The organism is Arthrobacter sp. Y-9 (assembly GCF_029690065.1).
In the GTDB taxonomy this organism is placed as follows: Bacteria; Actinomycetota; Actinomycetes; order Actinomycetales; family Micrococcaceae; genus Arthrobacter_E.
The window spans coordinates 1278380-1302595 of the sequence record NZ_CP121463.1; the positions used below are offsets into that span (position 1 = coordinate 1278380).

At 67.9% G+C, this 24216-nt stretch carries 23 protein-coding genes; 20 read left to right on the forward strand and 3 right to left on the reverse strand.

The genetic code is table 11. The annotated features are described in order from the left end of the window. Positions 1–60: 60 nt before the first annotated feature. The 6 genes from dapA (at position 61) to P9849_RS05640 (ending at position 7237) form a co-directional block, all read left to right on the forward strand. Complete coding sequence (dapA, locus tag P9849_RS05615; protein WP_278268677.1) at positions 61–969, forward strand: 4-hydroxy-tetrahydrodipicolinate synthase; 909 nt, start codon at positions 61–63, stop codon at positions 967–969. Between the two features lie 44 nt (positions 970–1013). After that, positions 1014–2705 (forward strand): ribonuclease J, encoded by a 1692-nt coding sequence (locus P9849_RS05620; protein ID WP_066215319.1) that lies wholly within the window; start codon positions 1014–1016, stop codon positions 2703–2705. 82 nt (positions 2706–2787) lie between these two features. Further along, a complete protein-coding gene (locus tag P9849_RS05625; protein ID WP_278268678.1) occupies positions 2788–5625 on the forward strand; it encodes a DNA translocase FtsK in 2838 nt (945 codons plus the stop codon). Positions 5626–5685: 60 nt separating this feature from the next. Beyond that, positions 5686–6216: a CDP-alcohol phosphatidyltransferase family protein gene (locus P9849_RS05630; protein WP_278269108.1), complete on the forward strand. Its 531-nt coding sequence runs from the start codon at positions 5686–5688 to the stop codon at positions 6214–6216. Beyond that, positions 6209–6724 carry a CinA family protein gene (locus tag P9849_RS05635; protein WP_278268679.1) on the forward strand — a complete coding sequence of 172 codons (516 nt, stop codon included), beginning with the start codon at positions 6209–6211 and terminating at the stop codon, positions 6722–6724. Before P9849_RS05630 ends, P9849_RS05635 begins: the two co-directional genes overlap by 8 nt. A 93-nt stretch (positions 6725–6817) precedes the next feature. Next, the gene (locus P9849_RS05640; protein WP_066215327.1) at positions 6818–7237 is read left to right on the forward strand and encodes a helix-turn-helix transcriptional regulator; all 420 of its coding nucleotides are present in this window, start codon (positions 6818–6820) and stop codon (positions 7235–7237) included. 114 nt (positions 7238–7351) lie between these two features. On the opposite strand, the gene P9849_RS05645 is transcribed toward P9849_RS05640, so the two are convergent. Beyond that, on the reverse strand, positions 7352–7894 hold the full coding sequence (locus P9849_RS05645; RefSeq protein ID WP_278268680.1) for a MarR family transcriptional regulator: 543 nt from the start codon (positions 7892–7894) through the stop codon (positions 7352–7354). Between the two features lie 87 nt (positions 7895–7981). Here P9849_RS05645 and P9849_RS05650 point away from each other — a divergent pair, with 87 nt between their 5' ends. The 6 genes from P9849_RS05650 (at position 7982) to dapF (ending at position 14072) form a co-directional block, all read left to right on the forward strand. After that, positions 7982–8209 carry a DUF3046 domain-containing protein gene (locus P9849_RS05650; protein ID WP_278268681.1) on the forward strand — a complete coding sequence of 76 codons (228 nt, stop codon included), beginning with the start codon at positions 7982–7984 and terminating at the stop codon, positions 8207–8209. A 252-nt stretch (positions 8210–8461) separates the two neighbouring features. After that, the gene (gene recA, locus P9849_RS05655; protein WP_066215330.1) at positions 8462–9514 is read left to right on the forward strand and encodes a recombinase RecA; all 1053 of its coding nucleotides are present in this window, start codon (positions 8462–8464) and stop codon (positions 9512–9514) included. A 355-nt stretch (positions 9515–9869) separates the two neighbouring features. Then, the gene (locus tag P9849_RS05660) at positions 9870–10349 is read left to right on the forward strand and encodes a regulatory protein RecX (protein ID WP_278268682.1); all 480 of its coding nucleotides are present in this window, start codon (positions 9870–9872) and stop codon (positions 10347–10349) included. A gap of 231 nt (positions 10350–10580) precedes the next feature. Next, entirely contained in the window at positions 10581–12083 is a 1503-nt protein-coding gene (gene miaB / locus P9849_RS05665; RefSeq protein WP_278269109.1) for a tRNA (N6-isopentenyl adenosine(37)-C2)-methylthiotransferase MiaB, read from the forward strand. A 109-nt stretch (positions 12084–12192) separates the two neighbouring features. Beyond that, positions 12193–13104, forward strand: coding sequence for a tRNA (adenosine(37)-N6)-dimethylallyltransferase MiaA (miaA, locus tag P9849_RS05670; protein WP_278269110.1), 912 nt, complete (start codon positions 12193–12195; stop codon positions 13102–13104). Between the two features lie 23 nt (positions 13105–13127). Next, on the forward strand, positions 13128–14072 hold the full coding sequence (dapF, locus tag P9849_RS05675) for a diaminopimelate epimerase (protein ID WP_278268683.1): 945 nt from the start codon (positions 13128–13130) through the stop codon (positions 14070–14072). Positions 14073–14177: 105 nt separating this feature from the next. Here the strand turns inward: dapF and P9849_RS05680 are convergent, their stop codons facing one another. Then, positions 14178–14789, reverse strand: a complete 612-nt coding sequence (locus P9849_RS05680; RefSeq protein ID WP_278268684.1) for a methyltransferase — start codon at positions 14787–14789, stop codon at positions 14178–14180. 325 nt (positions 14790–15114) lie between these two features. On the opposite strand from P9849_RS05680, the gene hflX reads away from it, so the two are divergent. Continuing rightward, on the forward strand, positions 15115–16680 hold the full coding sequence (gene hflX / locus P9849_RS05685) for a GTPase HflX (RefSeq protein WP_278268685.1): 1566 nt from the start codon (positions 15115–15117) through the stop codon (positions 16678–16680). Beyond that, positions 16673–18778, forward strand: coding sequence for an ATP-dependent DNA helicase (locus P9849_RS05690; RefSeq protein ID WP_278268686.1), 2106 nt, complete (start codon positions 16673–16675; stop codon positions 18776–18778). Before hflX ends, P9849_RS05690 begins: the two co-directional genes overlap by 8 nt. A 109-nt stretch (positions 18779–18887) precedes the next feature. Here P9849_RS05690 and lexA read toward each other — a convergent pair whose 3' ends face one another. Next, complete coding sequence (gene lexA, locus P9849_RS05695) at positions 18888–19607, reverse strand: transcriptional repressor LexA (RefSeq protein WP_278268687.1); 720 nt, start codon at positions 19605–19607, stop codon at positions 18888–18890. A 334-nt stretch (positions 19608–19941) separates the two neighbouring features. Here lexA and P9849_RS05700 point away from each other — a divergent pair, with 334 nt between their 5' ends. From P9849_RS05700 to priA, 6 genes are all read left to right on the forward strand, one after another. Continuing rightward, positions 19942–20292, forward strand: a complete 351-nt coding sequence (locus P9849_RS05700; protein ID WP_278268688.1) for a LysM peptidoglycan-binding domain-containing protein — start codon at positions 19942–19944, stop codon at positions 20290–20292. Positions 20293–20636: 344 nt separating this feature from the next. Continuing rightward, entirely contained in the window at positions 20637–21743 is a 1107-nt protein-coding gene (locus P9849_RS05705; RefSeq protein WP_278268689.1) for a histidinol-phosphate transaminase, read from the forward strand. Positions 21744–21877: 134 nt separating this feature from the next. After that, positions 21878–22492: an imidazoleglycerol-phosphate dehydratase HisB gene (hisB, locus tag P9849_RS05710; RefSeq protein ID WP_066215348.1), complete on the forward strand. Its 615-nt coding sequence runs from the start codon at positions 21878–21880 to the stop codon at positions 22490–22492. Next, complete coding sequence (hisH, locus tag P9849_RS05715) at positions 22489–23280, forward strand: imidazole glycerol phosphate synthase subunit HisH (RefSeq protein ID WP_278268690.1); 792 nt, start codon at positions 22489–22491, stop codon at positions 23278–23280. The genes hisB and hisH overlap by 4 nt, the downstream gene beginning before the upstream one ends. Continuing rightward, complete coding sequence (locus tag P9849_RS05720; RefSeq protein ID WP_278268691.1) at positions 23280–23438, forward strand: hypothetical protein; 159 nt, start codon at positions 23280–23282, stop codon at positions 23436–23438. Before hisH ends, P9849_RS05720 begins: the two co-directional genes overlap by 1 nt. Positions 23439–23465: 27 nt before the next feature. Next, on the forward strand, positions 23466–24212 hold the full coding sequence (gene priA, locus P9849_RS05725; protein WP_278268692.1) for a bifunctional 1-(5-phosphoribosyl)-5-((5-phosphoribosylamino)methylideneamino)imidazole-4-carboxamide isomerase/phosphoribosylanthranilate isomerase PriA: 747 nt from the start codon (positions 23466–23468) through the stop codon (positions 24210–24212). The last annotated feature ends 4 nt before the right edge of the window (positions 24213–24216 follow it).

Sequence of the window (24216 nt, forward strand, 5' to 3'; positions counted from 1 at the left end):
GATTCCCGCCATACGGGACCGTGTTGCAGAGGGATGACGGATTCACGATAACCTTCATGCATGGCTGTTTCTGGTTCGCGCACCCCCCACCTCGGAACTCTTCTGACCGCGATGGTCACACCGTTCACCGATGATGGAGTGGTCGACTACCGGAAAGCGGCGGAACTGGCCGAGCACCTCGTGGACAACGGCTGCGACGGTCTCGTCGTCACCGGCACCACGGGGGAGACCTCCACACTGACCGATGACGAGAACGTGGGCATGTTCCGCGCCGTCAAGGAGGCCGTGGGGGACCGCGCCGTGATCATCGCGGGCACCGGCACCAATGACACCGCCCACTCGATCCAGCTCTCCCGCCGGGCTGAGGAAGTCGGCGTCGACGGTCTGCTGATCGTGACGCCGTACTACAACAAGCCGAGCCAGGCAGGAGTGCAGGCGCATTTCGAAGCCGTCGCGGACTCCACGGGCCTGCCCGTCATGCTGTACGACATCCCTGGCCGCTCCTCGATCGAGATCGCGCCGGAGACGATGATCCGCCTGGCGGAGCACCCCAACATCGTCGCCGTCAAGGACGCCAAGGCGGACTTCGCCAAGGCCACCCGTGTCCTGCGGGAGACGGATCTGGTGTTCTACTCGGGCGATGACGGCCTCACCCTGGAATGGATGGCCCTCGGGGCCGTCGGCCTGGTGGGCGTGACCACCCATGTCGCCACGGCGAAGTTCCGCGCTCTCGTGGACGCCGTGAACGCCGGGGACCTGGCCACCGCCCGCACCCTCAACTTCGACCTCGAACCCGTGGTCCGTGCCACCATGACCCGCGCCCAGGGCGCCGTGGCGGCCAAGCAGATTCTTCAGTGGCAGAACGTCCTGCCCAACTCGCGTGTCCGCCTGCCCCTCGTGGAGCTGAGCGACGCCGAGCAAGCCATCATCCGTGAAGACTTGGCGGAGGCCGCATGGGTCCTGGGCTGAAACAGCCAGGATCCCCTGCGGCTGCCGCCGGAAAGTAGCCAGATATGACCCAACTCGCGTTTTCCCACCTCACCACGCCTCCCAAGCTGGCGAAGGACACGCTCCGCATCGTTCCCCTGGGTGGCCTCGGGGAGGTGGGACGCAACATGGCGGTCTTCGAGATCGCCGGCAAGCTCCTCATCGTCGACTGCGGCGTGCTCTTCCCCGAGGAGACGCAGCCCGGCGTGGACCTCATCCTCCCGGACTTCTCCTACATCGAGGACCGTGTCGATGACATCCTGGCCGTCATCCTGACGCATGGCCACGAGGACCACATCGGCGCCGTGCCGTACCTGCTGCGCCTGCGCCGCGACATCCCCCTGGTGGGCTCCCAGCTGACGCTGGCCCTCGTGGAGGCGAAGCTCGTGGAGCACCGCATCCGCCCCAAGACCATGGTCGTGGAGGAGGGACAGGTCGAGCAGTTCGGCCCGTTCAACTGTGAATTCGTCGCCGTGAACCACTCGATCCCGGACGCCCTGGCCGTGTTCATCCGCACCGCGGGCGGCACCGTGCTGCACACCGGTGACTTCAAGATGGACCAGCTTCCGCTGGACGGCCGCATCACCGACCTCCGTCACTTCGCCCGCCTGGGCGAGGAGGGCGTGGACCTCTTCATGTCCGACTCCACCAACGCCGATGTCCCCGGTTTCACCACCGCGGAGAAGGAGATCGGCCCCACCCTGGACCGCCTCTTCGGCCAGGCCAAGAAGCGCATCATCGTCGCGTCCTTCTCCTCCCACGTGCACCGTGTGCAGCAGGTGCTGGACGCCGCCGCGAAGCACGGCCGCAAGGTGGCCTTCGTGGGCCGCTCCATGGTGCGCAACATGCAGATCGCCGCGAAGCTCGGCTACCTTGAGGTGCCGGACGGCATCCTGGTGGACCTCAAGAACGTGGACAAGCTTCCCGATGAGAAGGTCGTCCTCATGTCCACCGGTTCGCAGGGTGAGCCGATGGCCGCCCTGTCCCGCATGGCGAACGGTGACCACCGCGTCCAGGTGGGCACGGGTGACACCGTGATCCTCGCGTCCAGCCTGATCCCGGGCAACGAGAACGCCGTCTTCCGCATCATCAACGGCCTGCTCAAGCTGGGCGCGGACGTGATCCACAAGGGCAACGCCAAGGTCCACGTCTCGGGTCACGCCGCCGCCGGTGAGCTCCTCTACTGCTACAACATCCTCGAACCGCTCAACGCCATGCCCGTGCACGGTGAGACGCGGCACCTGATCGCCAACGGCAAGATCGCCGAGGAGTCCGGTGTGCCGGGCGAGAACATCATCCTGGCGGACAACGGCACCGTGGTGGATCTGCATGACGGTCTGGCGAACATCGTCGGTCAGGTCGAGGTCGGCTTCGTCTACGTGGACGGCTCCAGTGTCGGTGAGATCACCGACGCGGACCTGAAGGACCGTCGCATCCTCGGCGACGAGGGCTTCATCTCGATCGTCACCGTGATCAACCGTAGCACTGGCAAGGTGGTCTCCGGGCCGGAGATCCACGCCCGCGGTGTGGCCGAGGAGGATGCCGTCTTCGACGAGATCATCCCCAAGATCAACGCCGCCCTCGAAGAGGCCGTCGCCGAGCGCAAGGATCACACCACTCATCAGCTCCAGCAGGTGGTGCGCCGCGTGATCGGCACCTGGGTGAACCGCCGTCTCCGTCGCAAGCCGATGATCATCCCGGTGGTCCTGGAGGCCTGATTCCTCCGGACTCCGATTCCAGAAGCGCCGTAGAACCCCGGAAATCCGGGGTTCTACGGCGCTTCTGGGCTAGGGTGGGACTATGGCGACCCGCACCCCCTCCGCGCCAAAAGGCACCACGAAAAGCAAAACCGGCACCTCCACCACTCGTGGTGGCTCAGGCCGGACCACTGCTTCCAAGGCTGCGGCCGCCCGGCACCAGAATGCCGGAGCCGCCGAACAGCCGTGGATCGTCCGCGCCCTGGCGGGCGCCTACCTCGGCCTGGCGCACGCCGTCGGCGCCGGGGTGCGCCGCATCGGCCGGGACGTCAGCGGCCTCGATCCGGAGGCCCGACGTGACGGCGCCGCCTTCTTCAATCTGCTGCTGGCGGTCTTCATCGCCACGTTCGCGTGGTGGGGACTGAGCGGCTGGCTGCCCACCGTGGTCGCCTCCGTGGTCAACGGCACCTTCGGGTGGATGACCTACCTGCTGCCGCTCATGCTCGCCGTCTGCGGCGTCCGGCTGTTCCGCCATCCGGAGGACACCCGCGGCAACAACCGCATCGGTATCGGCTTCATCATCATGACCATCGCCGGATCGGGCCTCGCCCACGTGATCGGCGGCCAGCCGAGCCCGTTCGACGGTTTCGACGGCGTCCGCCGAGCCGGCGGCATGGTCGGCTTCCTGGTGGGATCCCCGCTGGCAGCCGTCCACGCGGCCCTGCCGATCGCCCTGTATTCGTTCCTGGCCTTCACCTCGGTGCTGATCGTGACGGCGACGCCGTTCACGGCCATTCCGCGCAGGATCCGCGAGGCCTACGAGCACCTCATGGGCATGGATCTGCAGGACCCCCTCACGGCTGACGGCCACGACCGCAGTTACCTTTACGAGCACGACCGGCCCGCGAAGCCGGCCAGGAAGCGCAAGCTCTTCGGCCGGGACAAGGGACCGGAAGACCGTGCCGTGGACGGGTACGTGGGCGATGAGGCCTTCGAACACGCAGTGATCGACGACGACGCCGCTGGCCCGGCGTCCGCCCCGGCGCGGGCGTCCGGCGCCGCAGCCCCTGCCGCACCGGCCGTTCCCGCGGGCGTCCGCCGGCCCACCCAGTCCGAGCTGGCGCGCGAGAAGATCAAGGAACGCCAGGCGCAGACCGAGCCCACGAGCCAGGACGACACGGCCACCCAGGCCCTTCCCGCCGTCGCCGCCACCACGGTGTTCAATGTCGAGCCCCAGAAGCCGCCCATTCCGGCGCCGATCCCGCAGCGGACCGAGCAGCTCTCGCTCGCCGGCGACGTGACGTACACGCTGCCCAATGCCGACGCCCTCGTGGCCGGCAGCGTGCCGAAGGAGCGCACGGAGGCCAATGACGCCGTCGTCGCCGCGCTGACGGACACCTTGCAGCAGTTCAATGTGGACGCCTCCGTGACCGGCTTCAGCCGTGGCCCGACCGTCACGCGGTACGAGATCGAGCTGGCCCCCGGCACCAAGGTGGAGCGGGTCACCGCGCTGTCCAAGAACATCTCCTACGCCGTGGCGAGCTCGGATGTCCGCATCCTGAGCCCCATCCCGGGCAAGAGCGCCATCGGCATCGAGATCCCGAACACGGACCGCGAGACCGTGTCCCTGGGCGATGTCCTGCGCAGTCAGAACGCCCGTCGCACCGACCACCCCATGGTGATGGGCGTCGGCAAGGATGTCGAGGGCGGCTTCGTGGTGGCCAACCTGGCCAAGATGCCGCACATGCTCGTGGCCGGCGCCACGGGCGCCGGTAAGTCGTCGTTCGTGAACTCCATGATCACCTCGATCCTCATGCGCGCGACGCCGGACGAGGTGCGCATGGTCATGGTCGACCCGAAGCGCGTGGAACTCACCGCGTACGAGGGCGTGCCGCACCTCATCACTCCGATCATCACCAATCCGAAGAAGGCCGCCGAGGCCCTCCAGTGGGTGGTGCGGGAGATGGACGCGCGGTACGACGATCTGGCGAACTACGGCTACAAGCACATCGACGACTTCAACAAGGCGGTGCGGGCCGGCAAGGTCGTGCCGCCGCCGGATTCGAAGCGCATCATCAAGCCGTACCCGTATCTCCTGGTGATCGTGGACGAGCTCGCAGACCTCATGATGGTCGCGCCGCGCGACGTCGAGGACTCGATCGTCCGCATCACCCAGTTGGCCCGTGCCGCCGGCATCCACCTCGTGCTCGCGACCCAGCGGCCGTCCGTGGACGTGGTGACCGGTCTGATCAAGGCCAACGTCCCGTCCCGCATGGCGTTCGCGACATCGTCCGTCACGGACTCCCGCGTGGTCCTGGACCAGCCGGGCGCCGAGAAGCTGATCGGCCAGGGTGACGCGCTCTTCCTGCCGATGGGCGCGTCCAAGCCGATGCGTGTCCAGGGGGCGTGGGTCAGCGAGTCTGAGATCCACAAGGTCGTCGAGCACGTCAAGGGCCAGCTCCAGGTCACCTACCGTGACGACGTGGCGGCCGAGGCGCCCAAGAAGCAGATCGACGACGACATCGGGGACGATCTGGACCTCCTGCTGCAGGCCACCGAACTCGTGGTCACCACGCAGTTCGGCTCGACGTCCATGCTGCAGCGCAAGCTCCGCGTGGGCTTCGCCAAGGCCGGACGTCTGATGGACCTCATGGAGTCGCGTGGCGTCGTCGGGCCGTCCGAGGGGTCCAAGGCTCGTGACGTCCTGGTCAAGCCGGATGATCTGGGCGCCGTCCTCGCCACGATCCGCGGTGACGACGTCCCGGCCGCGCCGGACGCCACCACCGAGGCCCTCGCCGACAACGCCAACGCCAATCACCAGATGGGTGACTACGGTGTCGACCTGGTCCAGCAGGACCTCGACGCGCGCACCCAGGCGAGTGACTACGGGGACGACGATGATGACGAGGGCGAAGACGCGTGGCAGCTGACCGGACGGTAGCCTGAGTACGTGAGCGGAACCCCGACGTCGCAGGTCTGGAACCTGCCCAACATCCTGACCATGCTGCGGATCGCATTGGTCCCGTTTTTCGCCTGGTTCCTGCTCGCGGACGCGAGCACGCACGGCCCGTGGCGCTGGGCCGCCCTGGCGGTGTTCGCCGTCGCGATGTACACGGACAAGCTGGACGGTGACATCGCCCGCGCCCGGGGCCTGATCACGGACTTCGGGAAGATCGCCGACCCGATCGCGGACAAGCTCCTGACCGGGGCGGCTTTCGTGATCCTGTCGATCCTCGGCGAGATCCCGTGGTGGGCCACGGTGATCATCCTGGTGCGCGAGTGGGGGATCACCCTGCTGCGCCTGGTGGTCATCCGGTACGGGGTCATCCCGGCCTCCAGCGGCGGCAAGATCAAGACCGTGCTGCAGACGGTGGTCCTCTTCCTCTATCTCCTTCCGTTCACGGCGCAGTGGCCGTGGCTCGGCGTGGTGGCGTTCGTCCTGATGCTGGCCACCGTGGCGGTCACGCTCGTGACGGGTCTGCAGTACGTGTTCCTGTCGGCGCGGCTCATCCGGGGAGGCACCCGTGCCTGACGCTTTCGCCGGGACGGTCCGGGAGGCCGTGGAACTCGCGATCTCGCGAGGCGTCACGGTCGCCACGGCCGAGTCCCTGACCGCGGGGCTCGTCGCGGCACGGCTCGCGGACGTGCCGGGCGCCTCGGCGACCCTGCGCGGGGGAGTCGTGTCCTACCACAACGAGGTCAAGGAGCACGTCCTGGGCGTCAGCGGTGCGCTGCTCGCCGAACGGGGTTCGGTGGACGCCGACGTGGCCCGGCAGATGGCCGCCGGGGCCCTCCGTGCGTGCGGAGCGGATCTGGCCGTGAGCACGACGGGTGTGGCAGGCCCCGAGCCTCACGACGGCAAGTCCGTGGGCACCGTGTTCATCGGCATCGCGGACGGGCAGGGAACCAGGGCGTTCACCCACCACTTCGTGGGTGGACGGGAGCAGATCCGTGAAGCGGCGTTACGCGGCGCGATCGGCCATTTGCTGGACGCTCTCCGTGAGTTCCCTGGAAAAGAGCCTGCGGGGAACAAAAGCTGAGAGCCGGGAGTTACTTTAGTGTCGCCATCACAAGGGTGATGGTCATAGGATGAAATTCAGGCCGAGGCCTGAACGAAGGAGCAAGCGATACACATGGTCAAGCAGCCCGTATCCGTGAACGGCGTGGTCCGCTGGAAGGATGTGGGCCTACTCGATCCGGCACAGCACGAAGCGAAGGAGCGCAAGATGGTGATCCTACGTCACGAGATCGGTGACGTCCTCCGCGATGTCCGTCAGCGCCAGGGACGCACACTGCGGGAGGTCTCCCACAGTGCGCGGGTTTCGCTCGGGTATCTGAGTGAGGTCGAGCGTGGCCAGAAGGAAGCCTCCTCTGAGCTGCTCTCCTCGATCTGCTCGGCATTGGACGTTCCGCTGTCCAGCATGCTCCGTGAAGTCAGTGACCGCGTGGCCGTGGCCGAGGGCGTCGCCGTCCCGGACACCGTCCCGCAGGACTTCACCCAGCGCTACGGCCGTGGCCTGGGGGACGAGCTGGAGCTCGTCGGGAGCCGCTGAGAGCGGTTGACATGAGAAGGAAGGGCCCCGGCACCTCGTGTGCCGGGGCCCTTCCCTGTCTGCTGGCCGTTCCGAGTTCGCCGGGTCCTCCCCGGTTCGCCGGCGGCTGCGGTTCTACAGGCCGTCCCGCTCGTAGATGGTGTTGAGCCGTTCCAGGTTCTCGGCCAGAGCGTCCAGAGCGGGGGTGTCCCATTCGCCCAGGCGCTGGCGGAAGATCTCGCGCCGGGCGTCCTGCACGCGCGCCATGGTCTCCTCGCCGTGCTCGGTGAGGTGCAGCAACTGAGCCCGGCCGTCCAGCGGATCCGCGTCCTTGGAGACCAGCCCGAGCTGCATGAGGAAGGTGACCTGGCGGCTCACCGTGGGCTTGCCGACTCCGATCAGACCCGCCAGCTCGGTCAGCCGGATGGGGCCCTGTCTGCGGAGGATGGAGAGCAGCCCGTACGCGGAGGGGTCCATGTCCGGATGAACCTGCCGTGACAGACGGAGGGACACGGCGCGGCCGCGGCGCCAGAGGAGGCTGAGCTGATGCTCGACGGCGTGGATCGCCTCGTCGAGACGCGCGCCTTCGGGGGTGTCCGGCGCTGGGGCTTCCGCTGCTGTGGGCCTGTCGCCGGAGGCGGGGCTGGCGGCGCTGCCGGCGCTCTCGGCTGGAATCATGGTTCCATTCTAGTTTGGCGTGCGGCGCCGCCCGATGCGTCACGGCTCTGTGACCATGGCGATGACCGGGCATGAGAAGCTGGTCCGATGCGACGTTCCCAGTTCTGGCAGTTGATGGATGACGAGTTCGGTCCCGCGTATGCGCGCCATCTGGCCACGAACCTCGCGCTGCGCGAGCTGGGCAGCCGGACGCCGGACCAGGCGCTGCGGGACGGGCTCGATCTGAGGGCCATCTGGATCGCCGTCTGCGAGGCTCAGGATGTTCCGGAGAGCCGGCGTCTGGGCAAGGATCCGAAGGCCTCCAAGAAGGCCTGAACCGCGGGGACTTTCCCGCAGGTTCCTTCAACACGCCGAGAAATCATTCGAATAGTTGTTCGAATTGGGCTAGGCTGTTATCCAGAGAAAAAGACGGCCGAGTTGTCCACATGAGCAAGGTCGCAGGAATTAATGTCAGTCCTGCTTTCTAGGCTCATCAGTGAAGGTTCCCACCCGGGAACCGACGATTCGCGTCATCATCTTCGCCGGGCCGCACGGGTCCGCGAAACAACCTAGGGGTAGGGGTACGTCATGGCGGCAGCAACACCGGACCGCGCCAAAGCTCTTGAAGCGGCACTGGCCCAGATCGACAAGCAATTCGGCAAGGGATCCATCATGCGGCTCGGGGATGACACCCGTGCGCCCATCGAAGTGATCCCCACCGGCTCCATCGCCATGGACGTGGCTCTGGGCATCGGCGGCCTGCCGCGCGGACGCGTGGTGGAGATCTATGGTCCGGAATCCTCCGGTAAGACCACGGTCGCCCTGCACGCCGTCGCCAATGCGCAGCGCAATGGCGGACTCGCCGCCTTCATCGACGCCGAGCACGCTCTGGACCCGGAATACGCGGCCAAGCTGGGCGTGGACACGGACGCCCTGCTGGTCTCCCAGCCGGACACCGGTGAGCAGGCCTTGGAGATCATGGACATGCTGGTCTCCTCGGGCGCTCTGGACATCATCGTCATCGACTCCGTGGCCGCCCTGGTGCCGCGCGCGGAAATCGAAGGTGAGATGGGTGACAGCCACGTGGGTCTGCAGGCCCGTCTGATGAGCCAGGCACTCCGTAAGATCACCGGTCGGCTGAACCAGACCAAGACCACCGCCATCTTCATCAACCAGCTGCGTGAGAAGATCGGTGTCTTCTTCGGCTCTCCGGAGACGACCACCGGTGGTAAGGCTCTGAAGTTCTACGCCTCGGTGCGTATGGACGTGCGCCGTATCCAGACCCTCAAGGAGGGGGCGGATTCGGTGGGCAACCGGACGAAGGTCAAGATCGTCAAGAACAAGATGGCTCCGCCCTTCAAGACCGCCGAGTTCGACATCATCTACGGACAGGGCATCTCCCGCGAGGGCGGCATCATCGACATGGGTGTGGAGCACGGCATCATCAAGAAGTCCGGCTCCTGGTACACCTATGACGGTGACCAGCTCGGCCAGGGCATGGAGAACTCCCGCCGGTTCCTCCGGGACAACCCGGATCTCGCCGACGAGCTCGAGCGTCTCATCAAGGAGAAGCTCGGCGTGGGCCAGGTCGCGCAGGAAGAGGAAGAGAACCCGAAGCTGAAGGCCGTCGACGGGTACTGAGTTGACGCGTTCTGAGCAGCCCTCTGCCGATAACACGAGCGCTGAACCCTGGAGCCCTGGCATGTCTGTGCCGGGGCTCCAGCCCGCTTCGGCCCTCTCCAAGCCCACCGGCCCACCCAAGGAGCTGCCGTGGAGCGAGGAGAATCCGGAAGGCCGGGAGGGGTCCGGAGCCCGTGCGAACCGCCGGGGATCGACAGTCTCAGGCCGGTTTCCGGAGGATGGAGCGGAGTGGGGCGCGGAGCGTGATCCGGATGGCGGCTCTGAGGTCGTTCCTCCACGGAGGCGCAAGCGGTCCGATTCCACGGGTGCCGTTCCGCCGGAACCCGAACTGGATCGCGACGCCGACCCGGAGTCCGTGGCTCGCGCCATCGTCCTGCGGCAGCTGAGCGCTGGACCGAGGACCCGTCACCAGCTCGCCACCAAGCTGAAGGACCGCGAGGTCCCCGAAGCGGCCGCGCGGGCGGTGCTGGACCGCTTCGAAGAACTCCGCCTCATCAACGACGCCGAGTTCGCCGAGCTCTGGGTCCGCAGCCGGGCGGAGCACCGGCACCTCGGCTCGTCCACTCTGCGACGCGAACTCCGCGAGAAAGGCGTGTCGGACGTTCTCATCGAGGCTGCCCTGGAGCAGCTCAGCGCCGCTGACGAGCGCGAATCGGCTCGCTACCTGGTGGCCAAGAAGTTGGCGCGCGTGGACCGGGCGTCGCTGGACCGCAGCGAGAAGGACAAACACACCCGCCGTCTCGTGGCCATGCTGGTGCGCAAGGGGCACTCGCCGGGCGTGGCCTTCGGCATCGTCGCGGAGGAGCTGAACCGCGAGGACGACTCCTGGGAGTGAGCAGCCTCTCCTGAGCGAGTTCCGCTGGAGACGGCCCCTTGGCCGGGGTTTTTCGCCGGGCCCTTTGCGACGGTGTCCGTTCGTTGGGCCATCTGTTCGACTGCTTGCCCGGCTGCCGACCGTGGGAAGAGGCCGCTCCGGTCCCGGTACCCTTGAAAGGTGAGTGTGAGCATTCCTTCTTCGACGTCCGCCGGCACTCCGGCCTCCGTTCCTGCCGCCGTCGGACACGACGTGCCCGAGGCCACAGCTCCGCGGACCTATCAGGTCCGGACGTTCGGCTGCCAGATGAACGTCCACGACTCGGAGCGCATGTCGGGCCTGCTGGAGGACGCGGGGCTGGTGCCCGCCACCGAGGAGCTGGCCGACGTCATCGTCTTCAACACCTGTGCCGTCCGTGAGAACGCCGACAACAAGCTCTACGGTCACCTGGGGCAACTGCGTCCCGTCAAGGAGAAGAATCCGGGGATGCAGATCGCCGTCGGCGGCTGTCTGGCCCAGAAGGACCGCGAGACGATTCTTCAGAAGGCCCCCTGGGTGGATGCGGTGTTCGGCACCCACAATGTGAGCGCGCTCCCCGCGCTGCTCGAACGCGCGCGGCACAACGCCAAGGCCGAGCTGGAGATCCTGGAGTCTCTGGAGGTCTTCCCCTCCACGTTGCCGACCAAGAGGGACTCGGTCTACTCGGGCTGGGTGTCCATCAGCGTCGGCTGCAACAACACCTGTACCTTCTGCATCGTGCCTTCGCTCCGCGGCAAGGAGCGGGACCGCCGGCCGGGGGAGATCCTCGCGGAGATCCAGGCCCTCGTGGACGACGGCGCCATCGAAGTGACCTTGCTCGGTCAGAACGTGAACTCCTACGGGGTGGAGTTCGGCGACCGCCAGGCGTTCAGCAAGCTCCTGCGGGCTTGCGGCGACATCGAAGGACTCGAACGCGTCCGGTTCACGAGCCCGCATCCCGCGGCGTTCACGGATGACGTCATCGCCGCGATGGCCGAGACCCCCAATGTGATGCCGCAGTTGCACATGCCGTTGCAGTCCGGTTCGGACAAGGTCCTCAAGGACATGCGCCGTTCGTACCGTTCCACCCGCTTCCTCGGCATCCTCGACAAGGTGCGGGAACAGATGCCGGACGCGGCCATCTCCACCGACATCATCGTGGGCTTCCCCGGGGAGACGGAGGAGGACTTCCAGGCCACCCTCGACGTCGTGGAGAAGTCCCGCTTCGCCACCGCCTTCACCTTCCAGTACTCCAAGCGTCCCGGCACGCCTGCCGCGGAACTCGAAGGCCAGCTCCCCAAGGCCGTGGTCCAGGAGCGGTACGAGCGGCTGATCGCCCTCCAGGACCGGATCGCCGCCGAGGAGAACGCGAAGCAGGTGGGCCGCGAAGTGGAGATCCTCGTCGCGGCTCAGAGCGGCCGGAAGTCGGACCAGACGCACCGCCTCAGTGGACGTGCCAAGGATCAGCGGCTGGTGCACTTCAGTGTCCCTGAAGGCGCCGAGACGCCCCGGCCCGGCGACCTCGTCACCGTGACCATCACCGAGACCGCCCCGTTCCACCTCATCGCCGATCCGAAGGACGCCTCCGAGTACCGGCTGCGGAGGTCCCGTTCCGGCGACGCGTGGGATCGCGCCCAGGCCGATTCCTGTGGCGTCCCGTCCGCGGGGACCGCCGGCACGGTGCCGGGTAAGGGCGTGCTCCTCGGCATGCCGAAGCTGCCCACCCCTGTCCGATGACGGCAGGAATCCTGTCGGTGGCCTCTCAGGTGCGCGGCACGCCGGCGAGCCGGACGGCGCAGGGGTCCCCGGCCTGGAAGCCTACGGCGTGACCGCGGCTGACCGTCCCATGCCGCTGCTCGCCGTCGTCGGGGCCACCGGCACGGGGAAGTCCGAGCTGGGACTGCGTCTCGCTGAGCGGCTGGGCGGGGAGATCATCAACGCGGACGCCCTGCAGTTCTACCGGGGCATGGACATCGGGACGGCGAAACTCAGTGTCGCGGAACGTGAAGGGGTGCCCCACCACCTCCTGGACATCCTGGACGTGGTCGAGGAGGCCAGTGTCAGTGATTTCCAGGGCCAGGCCCGGGCGCTGATCGACGACATCCGGGGCCGTGGAGCGGTGCCCATCCTGGTCGGAGGCTCCGGGCTGTACGTCCGCGCAGCTCTCGACGTCCTGGAGTTCCCCGGCACTGATCCTGAGCTGCGCGCCACGCTGGAGGCCGAAGCGGCGTCCCACGGGCTGGCGCCCCTCCGCGAACGTCTCCGGGCGGTCGATCCCGTCAGCGCGGAGCGTCTGCAGGACGAACGACGGGTCATCCGCGCCCTCGAGGTGCACCAGCTCACGGGGCGGCCCTTCAGTTCGTTCATGCCGACGCGGGAGTACGTTCAGCCGACGCTCCAGCTCGGCCTCGTAGCAGACCGCGAGGTCCTCAAAGAGCGCCTGGCCCGCCGGGTCCACCGCATGGTGGCGCAGGGGCTGCAGGACGAGGTCCGCGCGCTGGACGCGCGCGGACTGCGGCAGGGGAAGACAGCGTGCCGGGCGATCGGGTACGCGCAGTTCCTGGCGGCCCAGGACGGCGACCTCACCGTGGCGGAAGCCGTCGAGGACACGATCGTGGCGACGCGGAAGTTCGCGCGCCGGCAGCTCACCTGGTTCCGGGCGGATCCCCGGATCCACTGGCTGGACTGGACCGCACCGGACCTCGTGGACCAGGCTCTGCGCCGGGTGGAGGAGGCGTTCCCGGGTTCTGTCTCTTAGGTGAACATCTGTACGCTGGAACCATGACTGAGACGCTTCCCGCTCCCGCCGCCGTCGTCCTCGCTGGACTGAGCGGCCTGGAGTTCGCCAAGGGCCACGGCACGGGCAATGACTTCGTGCTGATCGCGGACCCCGACGGCCTGCGTCCTCTCACGGCGGAGCAGGTGGCCGTGCTGTGCGACCGGCACCAGGGCATCGGCGGTGACGGGCTCATCCGCGCCATCCCCTCCCGCCTTCTGCCCGAGGGCCAGGAGCTGCTCGCCTCCGAGCCGGATGCCGAGTGGTTCATGGACTACCGCAACAACGACGGCTCCATCGCCGAGATGTGCGGCAATGGCGTCCGTGCCTTCGTGCACTTCCTGCTCGACTCCGGGCTCGCCCGTCTCGATGACAACTCCCTCCTCAAGATCGGCACGCGGGCCGGCGTCAAGGTCGTCACCCTGGTCCCGGAGGGTTACGCGGTGGACATGGGGCCGTGGGCTTTCATCCACCCGGAGGAGGCCGCCGAGCGCGCCGTCGATTCACTCGTCACCACGCGCGGTCTGGACGGCGAACGTCCGGCGCTGTCGATCACCATGGGCAACCCCCACACCGTCCTCGCACTGGCTGGGCTGGATGAGCTCGCCGCGCTTCCGCTCACCGAGATCCCCGCGGTGCACCCGACCCCGCCGAATGGCACGAACGTCGAGTTCGTGGTGCCCGCGGAGCCGCTCGTGCAGGACGGCAAGGGCCACGTGACCATGCGCGTGCACGAACGCGGCGTCGGGGAGACCCAGTCGTGCGGCACCGGCGCGTGCGCGGCCGCCGCGGCGATCCGGTACTGGGCGGGTGCGGGCGCACCGTCACGCTGGGACGTTCAGGTGCCCGGCGGCGTGGTCGGCGTCGAGTTCCTGCCGGCCGCTGCCGACGGGGAGCACGTGGTCCTCAGTGGTCCCGCGACGATCGTGGCACGCGGCCGCCTGGCCTGAGAACCGGGCCGCGGCTGAGCGGGGACGCGCGTGCCAGACGTCGACGACGGCGGGCGGCTCCGGCGGCGTCGTCGTACGGCGAGGAGCCTGCTCGGCCGGAGGGCGTCAGCCTTCGCGGACGACCCGCAGGACGCGGAACGACTTCGCGGTCGAGAACCGTGAGACGCCGAACCCGGCGGGAAGCGTCTCCGCGAGCCATTTCTGCAGCGAGTCCGAACCGAGGTTCTTCTGGACGACCAGGAACGCCTCGCCGCCCGGGTTGAGCCGGGGGAGCCAGAGCTGCAGCAGCTCGTGGAGTTCCGCCTTGCCGATCCTGATGGGCGGGTTGGACCAGATGAGGTCGAAACCGAGGTCCGGGTCGACGTCCTGGGGGAGCGAGGCGCTCAGGTTGCCCAGCCCCAGCGTGGCCGCATTCTCGGTGGTCAGTGCGATGCAGCGCTGGTTGACGTCCACGGCGGTGACGCGCGCGTCCGGGGACTTGAGCGCCAGGGTCAGGGCGATGGGTCCCCAGCCGCAGCCGATGTCGAGGAATGACCCCTCCGGAGCCGGTGCGGGCACTTCGTCCAGGAGGATCCGGGTTCCCTTGTCGATGGCGTCGGGGCTGAAGATGCCCGCGGAGGTGTGCAGGGACCGCTCCCGGCCGTCCAGAACGACGCTGAGCGGCTTGCGGATGAACTCGCCTGCGGGCTCGCTGCTGAAGTAGTGTGCGGACTCCATGCGTGCAACCTTAGTGGGCTGTGGGCAGGCGCGGGAGCTGGTAGAATGATGCAATGCTGTCTTTCCTGTAATGAGTCCCGGACCCGCGCGCCGCTTCCCTGATCGATCCGCTGTTCATGCTGATCCCGAGGTGAAGCCTGCCGACGCGCGGCACCGGTCGACCCCGTGACCCTGACCCCAGCGGTGCGGTAGTACAGGAATTCCTTCCAGACTGATCATTCGAGATCCCGGAAGACGTGTTTTTCCTTTCCGCACCTCCTTTCACCACTTGCCCGTGTTGTCGGAGCCTCCGGCTAGCATGGGATTCAACGCTTTGAGGGAGACCATGACTGAACAGACTCATTCTGGTTCTGAACTGAGCCCGGAGGAGATGCAGGCCGTCATCGACCGCATCCTCGCCACCGATTCCGACGCGGTGGAACCGGAAGCGGGGGCCGGCTCCGGCACCCCCCGCGCTACCGTGCTGGGCTCCAAAGCCCAGGCCCTGTCCACGCTGGACCGGGAACACAGCGAGTTCGACGGCTTGCAGCAGGACCTGGCCGAACGCCGCGCGCTCCGGCGCGTGGCCGGCCTGTCCACCGAACTCGAGGACGTCACCGAGGTCGAGTACCGGCAGCTCCGTCTGGAGCGTGTGGTCCTGGCCGGGCTGTGGACCGAAGGCACCCTCGCCGATGCGGAGAACTCCCTGCGGGAGCTCGCCGCACTGGCCGAGACCGCCGGTTCCGAGGTGCTGGACGGACTCGTCCAGAAGCGCCTCAAGCCGGACCCCGGGACGTTCCTCGGCTCCGGCAAGGCGCTGGAGCTCCGTGACATCGTCATGGCCACCGGCGCCGACACCGTGGTGGTCGACTCCGAGCTGGCGCCTTCGCAGCGGCGGTCCTTGGAGGACATCGTCAAGGTGAAGGTCATCGACCGCACCGGCCTCATCCTGGACATCTTCGCGCAGCACGCGAAGAGCCGCGAGGGCAAGGCGCAGGTCGAACTGGCCCAGCTGGAGTACCTGCTGCCGCGTCTGCGTGGCTGGGGTGAATCCATGTCCCGTCAGGCCGGTGGCCAGGTGGGCAGCGCGGGCGCCGGCATGGGCTCCCGTGGTCCCGGTGAGACGAAGATCGAGCTGGACCGCCGGAAGATCCGCAACCGCATGGCCAAGCTCCGTCGTGAGATCGACGCCATGAAGCCTGCCCGTGAGGCCAAGCGTGCCAACCGCAAGCGTCACGAAGTCCCCTCGGTGGCGATCGCCGGCTACACCAACGCCGGTAAGTCCTCGCTCCTGAACCGGCTCACCGACGCCGGGGTGCTGGTGGAGAACGCGCTGTTCGCCACCCTGGACCCCACGGTGCGCCGTGCCCAGACGCCGGACGGCATCACCTACACGCTGGCGGACACGGTCGGTTTCGTGCGGTCCCTGCCGACGCAGCTCGTGGAGGCGTTCCGCTCCACGCTGGAGGAAGTGGCCGATTCGGATCTCATCCTGCACGTGGTGGACGCCTCGCACCCCGACCCGGAAGGTCAGATCGCGGCGGTCCGTCAGGTGTTCACCGAAGTGGATGCGCGCAAGGTCCCCGAGATCATCTTGCTGAACAAGGTGGATGCCGCGGATCCGTTCGTGGTGGAACGCCTGAAGCAGAGGGAGCCTCGCTGCCTGGAGGTGTCGGCCCGCACCGGCGCCGGCATTCCGGAGCTGCTGGCGGAGATCAGCCGTTCCATCCCGCGTCCCGATGTGCGGATGGAACTGCTCGTGCCGTACCAGCGCGGCGACCTGCTGAACAAGCTGCACGAAGGGGAGTCCGAGATCCTCAACCTCGAGCACACCGGGGAGGGCACGCGGGTCACCGTCGTCGTCCGGGAATCCCTGGCAGCGGAACTGGAGCAGTTCGTCATCCATGAGTGAGACGCCCGCGGCCACGCAGGAGCCGGAGGAGGAGACCAGGAGGGACAGCCCCGCCATCCGGCGGGCGCTGTCCCTCCTGGACACCGCCGTCGGCAGTCTCGGAGGCCAGAACCGCCCCGGCCAGCACGAGATGGTGCGGCAGGTCGCCGCCTCCCTGGAGGAGCAGCGTCATCTGCTCGTCCAGGCGGGCACCGGCACCGGCAAGTCGCTCGGGTACCTCGTGCCTGTGATCGACGACGCGGTGCGCAATGGGCACCGTGCCGTCATCTCGACGGCGACGCTCGCGCTGCAGGCTCAGATCATGGGCCGGGATCTGCCCCGGCTGCTCGAGACCGTCACCCCTGAGCTCCCTCGTCCGGTGAAGACCGCCCTCGTGAAGGGCCGATCGAATTACCTGTGCCTGCACAAGGTGGGCGGCGGCTTCCCGGAGGAGGACGCGTCGGACGATCAGCTGTTCGGCATGGGGGCCGATGGCGCGCTGTTCAGTTCGAACAACGGTCCGAGCCTCGGCAACGGTCCGGGCACCCAGCTCGGCCGCGAGATCCTGAGGCTGCGCGAATGGGCGCAGGAGACCGACACCGGAGACCGGGACGACCTGACCCCGGGCGTCTCCGAACGGGCCTGGCGGCAGGTGTCCGTCACGGCGCTGGAATGCCTCGGCCCGGCGAAATGCCCGATGTCCGAAGAGTGCTTCAGTGAGCGGGCCCGGGCCACGGCCGCCGAGTCGGATGTCATCGTCACGAACCACGCCATGCTGGCCATCAACGCTTTTGAAGGCGTCGCCGTGCTGCCCGAATACGACGTCGTGGTCGTGGACGAGGCCCATGAATTGCAGGACCGTGTCACGAGTGCGGTCACCGGTCAGCTGTCCGAGGCGATGGTGACCGCCGCGGCACGGGCCGCCCGCCGTCACGCCCACATCACCGTCGAAGCGCTCGACGCGGCGGCCGGCGCTCTGGAAGCCGAACTGGGTCTGCTGTCCACCGGCCTGCTGCCACGCGGACCCGAGGAACCGCTCGGCCGGGCCATCGACGCCGTGCGTGAGGCCTGCCGTGCGGCGCTGTCCGACTCGAAGCCCGAGCAGGGACAGCCTGCCGACGGCGCCCTGCAGGCGGCCCGCTCGCGCCTGACGCAGCTCCTCGAAGTCAGCGAACGTCTCCTCGTGGCGGCTGAGCGGAAAGAGGTCGTCTGGGTGACCCGCAGCGGCACCTTCGAGCCCGGCACCGGATATCGCCCAGCCGACGACGACGCGCCCGCCACCGTGACCGTGGCGCCTCTCAGCGTGGCCATGAAGCTCCGCGACGGACTGTTCGACGGCCACACCGCGATCCTCACCTCGGCGACCCTCGCCATCGGCGCAGCGTTCGACCAGGCCGCCGGCGATGTGGGTCTGCAGGGTCCGGGCGCCCCCGACTGGGTGGGCGTCGACGTCGGCTCCCCGTTCGACTACCCGCGTCAGGGCATGCTGTATGTCGCGCGTCATCTGCCCAAACCGGGCCGCGGCATCTCGCCGGAGGCGCTGGACGAGGTGGTGGACCTCATCAAGGCCTCGGGCGGTGGGGCCCTGGGCCTGTTCTCCTCACGGAGGGCCGCGGAGGAGGCGGCGGACTACGTCCGCGAACGGGTCGACGTCCCGATCCTCTGCCAGGGGGAGGCGACGATGAGTTCCCTCATCCAGGAGTTCTCCGACGACCGGGACACGTGTCTCTTCGGCACGCTCACCCTGTGGCAGGGCGTGGACGTGCCCGGTGATTCCTGCCGACTGGTCATCATGGACCGGATCCCGTTCCCGCGTCCCGACGATCCGCTCAACACCGCTCGGTCCCGCGCCGTCGCCCAGAACGGGGGCAACGGGTTCATGGCGATCTCGGCCAGTAGCGCCGCGATCAAGATGGCCCAGGGCGCGGGGCGCCTCATCCGCTCCACGGGTGACAAGGGCGTCGTCGCCGTGCTGGACTCCCGGCTCGCCACGGAGCGCTATGGAGGGTTCATCCGGTCCACGTTGCCGCCGTTCTGGCCGACCACCGACCGTCAGGTGGTGCTGTCGGCGCTCCAACGGCTGTCCGGACGTGAGGAGCCCGCTGCGGCGAAGAGCTGAGCCGGGCGGCCACCACGACAGACGGCGAGGGCCTGAGCGGATCTCCGCTCAGGCCCTCGCCGTCTGTCGTTCGTCTTCCGGCGCGCGCCGCGCCGGCCGGTGGGGTTTCTCAGAGTGAGCGCAGCACCGAGACGACCTTGCCCATGACGGTGGCATGGTCACCGAGAATCGGCTCATAGCGCGTGTTCTGGGGGAGCAGCCAGGTGTGACCGTCACGCTGGCGGAACGTCTTCACGGTCGCCTCGTCGTCGAGGAGAGCGGCGACGATGTCCCCGTTCTCGGCGTTGTTCTGGCGCCTGACCACCACCCAGTCGCCGTCGCAGATGGCCGCGTCGATCATCGAATCGCCCGCCACCTGGAGCATGAAGAGTTCGCCGTGGCCCACGAGCTGGCGGGGGAGCGGCATGACGTCCTCCACCTGCTGGTCGGCCAGGATCGGGCCACCGGCCGCGATGCGCCCGACCAGGGGGACCATGGCGGCGTCCGACGATGTGCTGAGCTCCGCCACGATCGACCGGGGCTCGGGCAGCGACGCCACGCGGGGAGACTCCCGGGAGTCCAGCGTCAGCGGGATGAGGATCTCCATGGCGCGGGGGCGCTTCGGGTCGCGGCGGATGTAACCGAGGCGCTCCAGCTGGCTCAGCTGGTGCGTGACGCTGGAGAGGCTCGCGAGCCCCACCGTGTCCCCGATCTCCCGCATCGACGGCGGGTACCCCTTGGCCTCGACCGAGCGCTGGATGGTCTCCAGGATCTTCTTCTGGCGGGGAGTGAGGCCGCGATTGGCCGGCGCCCTGCCGGGGCCGGCTTCGTTCGATGAACTCCTGGCCATCTGTCACTCCCTGGATCTCGTGTGGGGCCTCCCCGACCTCCGGGGAGGCCGGGTCCTCCCGGTCGCTCTCGCCAGCCCCTGGTCCGGGCGGCTCGAAATTTTTGTCAGTGCCCCCTGGTGTGCTGTTCACCGAAGGAACTCTTCCTGCGTCCAACGCTAGGCCAGGAGGATGCCCGAATCAAACATTTGTTCTAGCGAGTCTTGACAGCGTTCGTAGCTATGTCCTAAAAATAGTAGTAACAAGGTTCGAATACATGTTCGAACCGAGCTGGATGTACGGCGTATTGCCATCGAACGTAGATGCCAAGCGGCGTGATGGAAGCGAGGAATCGAAATGTCAGCACAGGCTGTTGCGATCACCGGAACGCAGACTGCTCCGCGGATGCGGTTGACCCGCCGCGGGCGGTTCGTCTTCTTCGGCCTGCCGGCCGCGCTCCTGCTCGCCGCGATCATCACCGTCGCGCTGGGCATGCTGCTCACGCCGGCCATCGCGAGCGACACGCACTCCGTGGGTTCGTCTCAGACCGTGGTCGTTCAGCCCGGAGACACGGTCTGGGCCATCGCTCAGCGGGTCGCTCCCGGGCGGGACACCCGTGAAGTGGTCGGTGAGATCGCTCGCCTGAACGATCTGAAGGCGTCGGAGATCGTTGCGGGGCAGGACCTCTTCGTTCCCGCACAGCGTTGATCAGAACAGCGCTGATCAAAACAGTGCTGATCGGGCCAGTGCTGTTCGGGGCAGTGCTGATCAAAACTGCGCTGATCAAAACTGCGCTGATCCACAGCGGAGTTGATTCGGACCAGCGCTGATCCAGTCCGGCGCTGATCCGGTCCGGCACTGATCAACTCCGGCACTGATCCAGGTCGGCGCTGATCGAACTCGCCATTGAGTCGGCGCGACGTCGGCCCGGCCCCTCTGATCCCGCCTGGCGATCCGCCACTCACCAGCGTGCGTGCCCCGTTCGGTTCGTGGGCCGGCCTGGGTGGAGCAACAATTCAAGGCGGGGGAGCCGGGCAAACTAGACTGTACGGGTGAGCGAACAAATGCAGCGCTTGGCGAAGCTTCCCCTGCGAGACAATCTCCGGGGGATCAGCCCCTACGGTGCCCCCCAGATCGACGTCCCCGTGCTTCTGAACGTCAATGAGAACACCCATGGCGTTCCCGCTCCGGTGGTCCAGGCCATCACGGAAGCCGTGACCCACGCCGCCACGACCCTCAACCGGTACCCGGACCGGGAATTCACGGAACTTCGCACCGCGCTGGCCGACTACCTGGGCCACGGCCTCACCGCCGAGAACATCTGGGCCGCCAACGGGTCCAATGAAGTGCTGCAGCAGATCCTCCAGGCCTTCGGTGGACCGGGCCGCACCGCACTCGGCTTTCCCCCGACGTACTCCATGTACCCCCTGCTGGCCAGCGGCACCGACACCGAATATGTGAAGGGCGTCCGCGACGCCGACTTCGAACTCTCCGCGGAGTCCGCTGCGCGGCAGGTGCGTGAACTCGGCCCGAGTGTCGTCTTCCTGTGCTCTCCGAACAATCCCACCGGCACCAAGCTCGGCCTCGACGTGGTCGAAGCCGTGTATGAAGCGGGCGAGGCGAGCCGGACCATCGTGATCGTCGACGAGGCGTACCACGAGTTCGCGCATGAAGGGACTCCGAGCGCCCTCACGCTGCTGCCCGGCCGCGAGCGTCTGATCGTCAGCCGCACGATGAGCAAGGCCTTCGCCCTGGCGGGCGCCCGTCTGGGCTATCTGGCCGCCGCCCCTGAGATCACCGACGCCCTCCGACTGGTCCGTCTCCCGTACCACCTCTCGGCGATCACGCAGGCCACCGCCCTGGCCGCTTTGTCTCACCGGGAACTGCTCATGGCGGACGTGGAGGACATCAAGGTCCAGCGCGATCGCATCGTGACGGAGCTCCGGGAGATGGGTCTGAAGCCCGCGTCCTCGGACTCGAACTACGTCTTCTTCGGCGGCATGGAGGACCCCGCGGCCATCTGGCAGGGCCTCCTGGACGCCGGAGTGCTGATCCGCGACGTCGGGATCCCGGGGCATCTCCGGGTCACTGCCGGCACGGAGGCGGAGACCACGGCATTCCTCACCCGGCTCCGGGAGCTGCTCGGGCATTCCGCCTGAACGGCATCCCGCCCAAGGGCGATCCACCTGTGGACCGGGCGGCCGCCCCTCCGGATCGCCGGACCCTCGCGGGGTCCGGAACGGCCGGAGACCATCGACATTCACACAGCACGTCATCAGAAGGAGTCTCCCGCATGAGCGCAGCGAGCACGCCCCGCACCGCCAGCATGGAACGCAGCACGAGCGAGTCGAGCGTATTCGTCAGCATCGATCTGGACGGCACCGGTGTCGCCGAGATCAGCACCACGGTGCCGTTCTACGACCACATGCTCAATGCGCTGTGCAAGCACTCCCTGATCGACCTGACGGTCCGGGCCACCGGTGACACCCACATCGACGCACACCACACCGTGGAGGACGTGGCCATCACGTTCGGCGAGGTGCTGAAGAAGGCGCTCGGCGACAAGGCCGGCATCCGTCGCTTCGGCGACGCCACCGTGCCGCTTGATGAGGCGCTGGCGCGCGCCGTCGTCGACGTCTCCGGGCGTCCGTACCTGGTCCACGAGGGTGAGCCGGCCGGTCAGGAGTACCACCTGATCGGAGGGCACTTCACCGGCTCGCTGACCCGTCACGTCTTCGAGGCCATCACGCTGCACGCCGGGATCTGCCTCCACATGGATGTGCTGCGCGGCCGCGATCCCCACCACATCGTCGAGGCCCAGTTCAAGGCCTTCGCCCGTGCCCTGCGTGCGGCGATCGAACCCGATCCCCGCGTCGAGGGCATTCCGTCCACCAAGGGAGCACTGTGAGCGAGCAGGAGAACACGACGGGTCCCGCCCAGTCCCTCGAGGACGGCGCGGTCCGCGACGCCCACACCGGCCGGAAGCCGGAGAGTCCGGAGGGGAAACCGACCGTCACCGTGCTGGACTACGGTTCCGGCAATGTGCGGTCCGCGGTGCGCGCCCTCGAGGCCGCCGGCGCCCAGGTGACCCTGAGCGCCCGGCCCGAGGACGTCCTGAACGCGGACGGCCTGGTCGTCCCCGGCGTCGGCGCTTTCGCGACCGTCATGAAGGAACTCAAAGACGTCGATGCGATCCGTCTGATCGGCCGTCGCGTGGCCGGTGGACGTCCGGTGCTGGCCATCTGCGTCGGTCTCCAGGTGCTCTTCGAGAAGGGCGTGGAGCACGGTGTGGAAGCCGAGGGCATGGGCGAATGGCCCGGCACGGTGGAACTGCTGCCGGCCTCCGTGGTGCCCCACATGGGCTGGAACACCGTCAAGGCCCCCGAAGGAAGCCTCCTGTTCGAGGGTGTGGAGGACGAGCGGTTCTACTTCGTGCACTCCTACGGTGTGCAGACCTGGGACTTCGACGTCACGCAGCCGCACATGGCCCCGCCGAAGGTCACCTGGTCCGAGCACGGCGCTCCGTTCATCGCCGCGGTGGAGAACGGTCCGCTGAGCGCCACCCAGTTCCACCCGGAGAAGTCCGGGGAGGCCGGGGCACGGCTGCTCCGCAATTGGGTCGGCTCTCTGCGCAAGGGTCGCGCCGCTTCCTCCACGGGGTCCGTGGCGACCCCGGAAGCGGGTGCGGATTCCTGATGTGGTCCATTCTGCTCATGGGCCTGGGCGGCCTGCTGATCGGTGGGGGGATCTCCTTCATCCAGCAGAAGAAGCCCCGCTGGCTCAGCATCGCGTTCTTCGTCCTGGCCGCCATGGCCTTGGTCGCCGCTTACCTGTTCACCCTTGACTCGAAATAGGCGCCCCGTGCGCCGCCCGGAGGGATCATGACCCAGACCCAGCTTCCCGTCCTTGAGCTGCTGCCCGCCGTCGACGTCGTCGACGGCCAGGCCGTGCGGCTCGTCCAGGGCGAGGCCGGCAGTGAGACCAGCTACGGCACGCCGCTCGAGGCCGCGCTCAACTGGCAGCAGAACGGCGCCGAATGGGTGCATCTGGTGGACCTGGACGCCGCTTTCGACCGGGGCGACAACGCGGAGATCCTCCGTGAAGTGGTGACCTCGCTCGATCTGAAGGTCGAGCTGTCCGGAGGTCTGCGGGACGATGCCAGCCTGGAGCGCGCCCTGGTCGACCTCGGCGTGGCCCGCGTGAACCTCGGGACCGCGGCGCTGGAGAACCCCGAATGGACCGCCCGTGCGATCGAGCGGTTCGGTGACCGGATCGCCGTCGGCCTGGATGTCCGCGGCACCACGCTCGCCGGCCGCGGCTGGACGAAGGAGGGCGGTGACCTCTGGGAGGTGCTCGCCCGCCTGGAGGACGCCGGCTGCGCACGGTACGTCGTGACGGATGTGACGAAGGACGGCACGCTCCAGGGCCCGAACGTCGAGCTTCTGCGTCAGATGGTGGAGAAGACCGGGAAGCCGGTCGTCGCTTCGGGCGGCATCTCGAGCCTCGCCGATCTGGAGGCGCTGCGTGCGCTGGTCCCGCTCGGCGTCGAAGGAGCGATCATCGGCAAAGCCCTGTACTCCGGCGCCTTCACGCTGCCCGAAGCGCTCGACGTGGCCGGACGCCGCTGAGGCC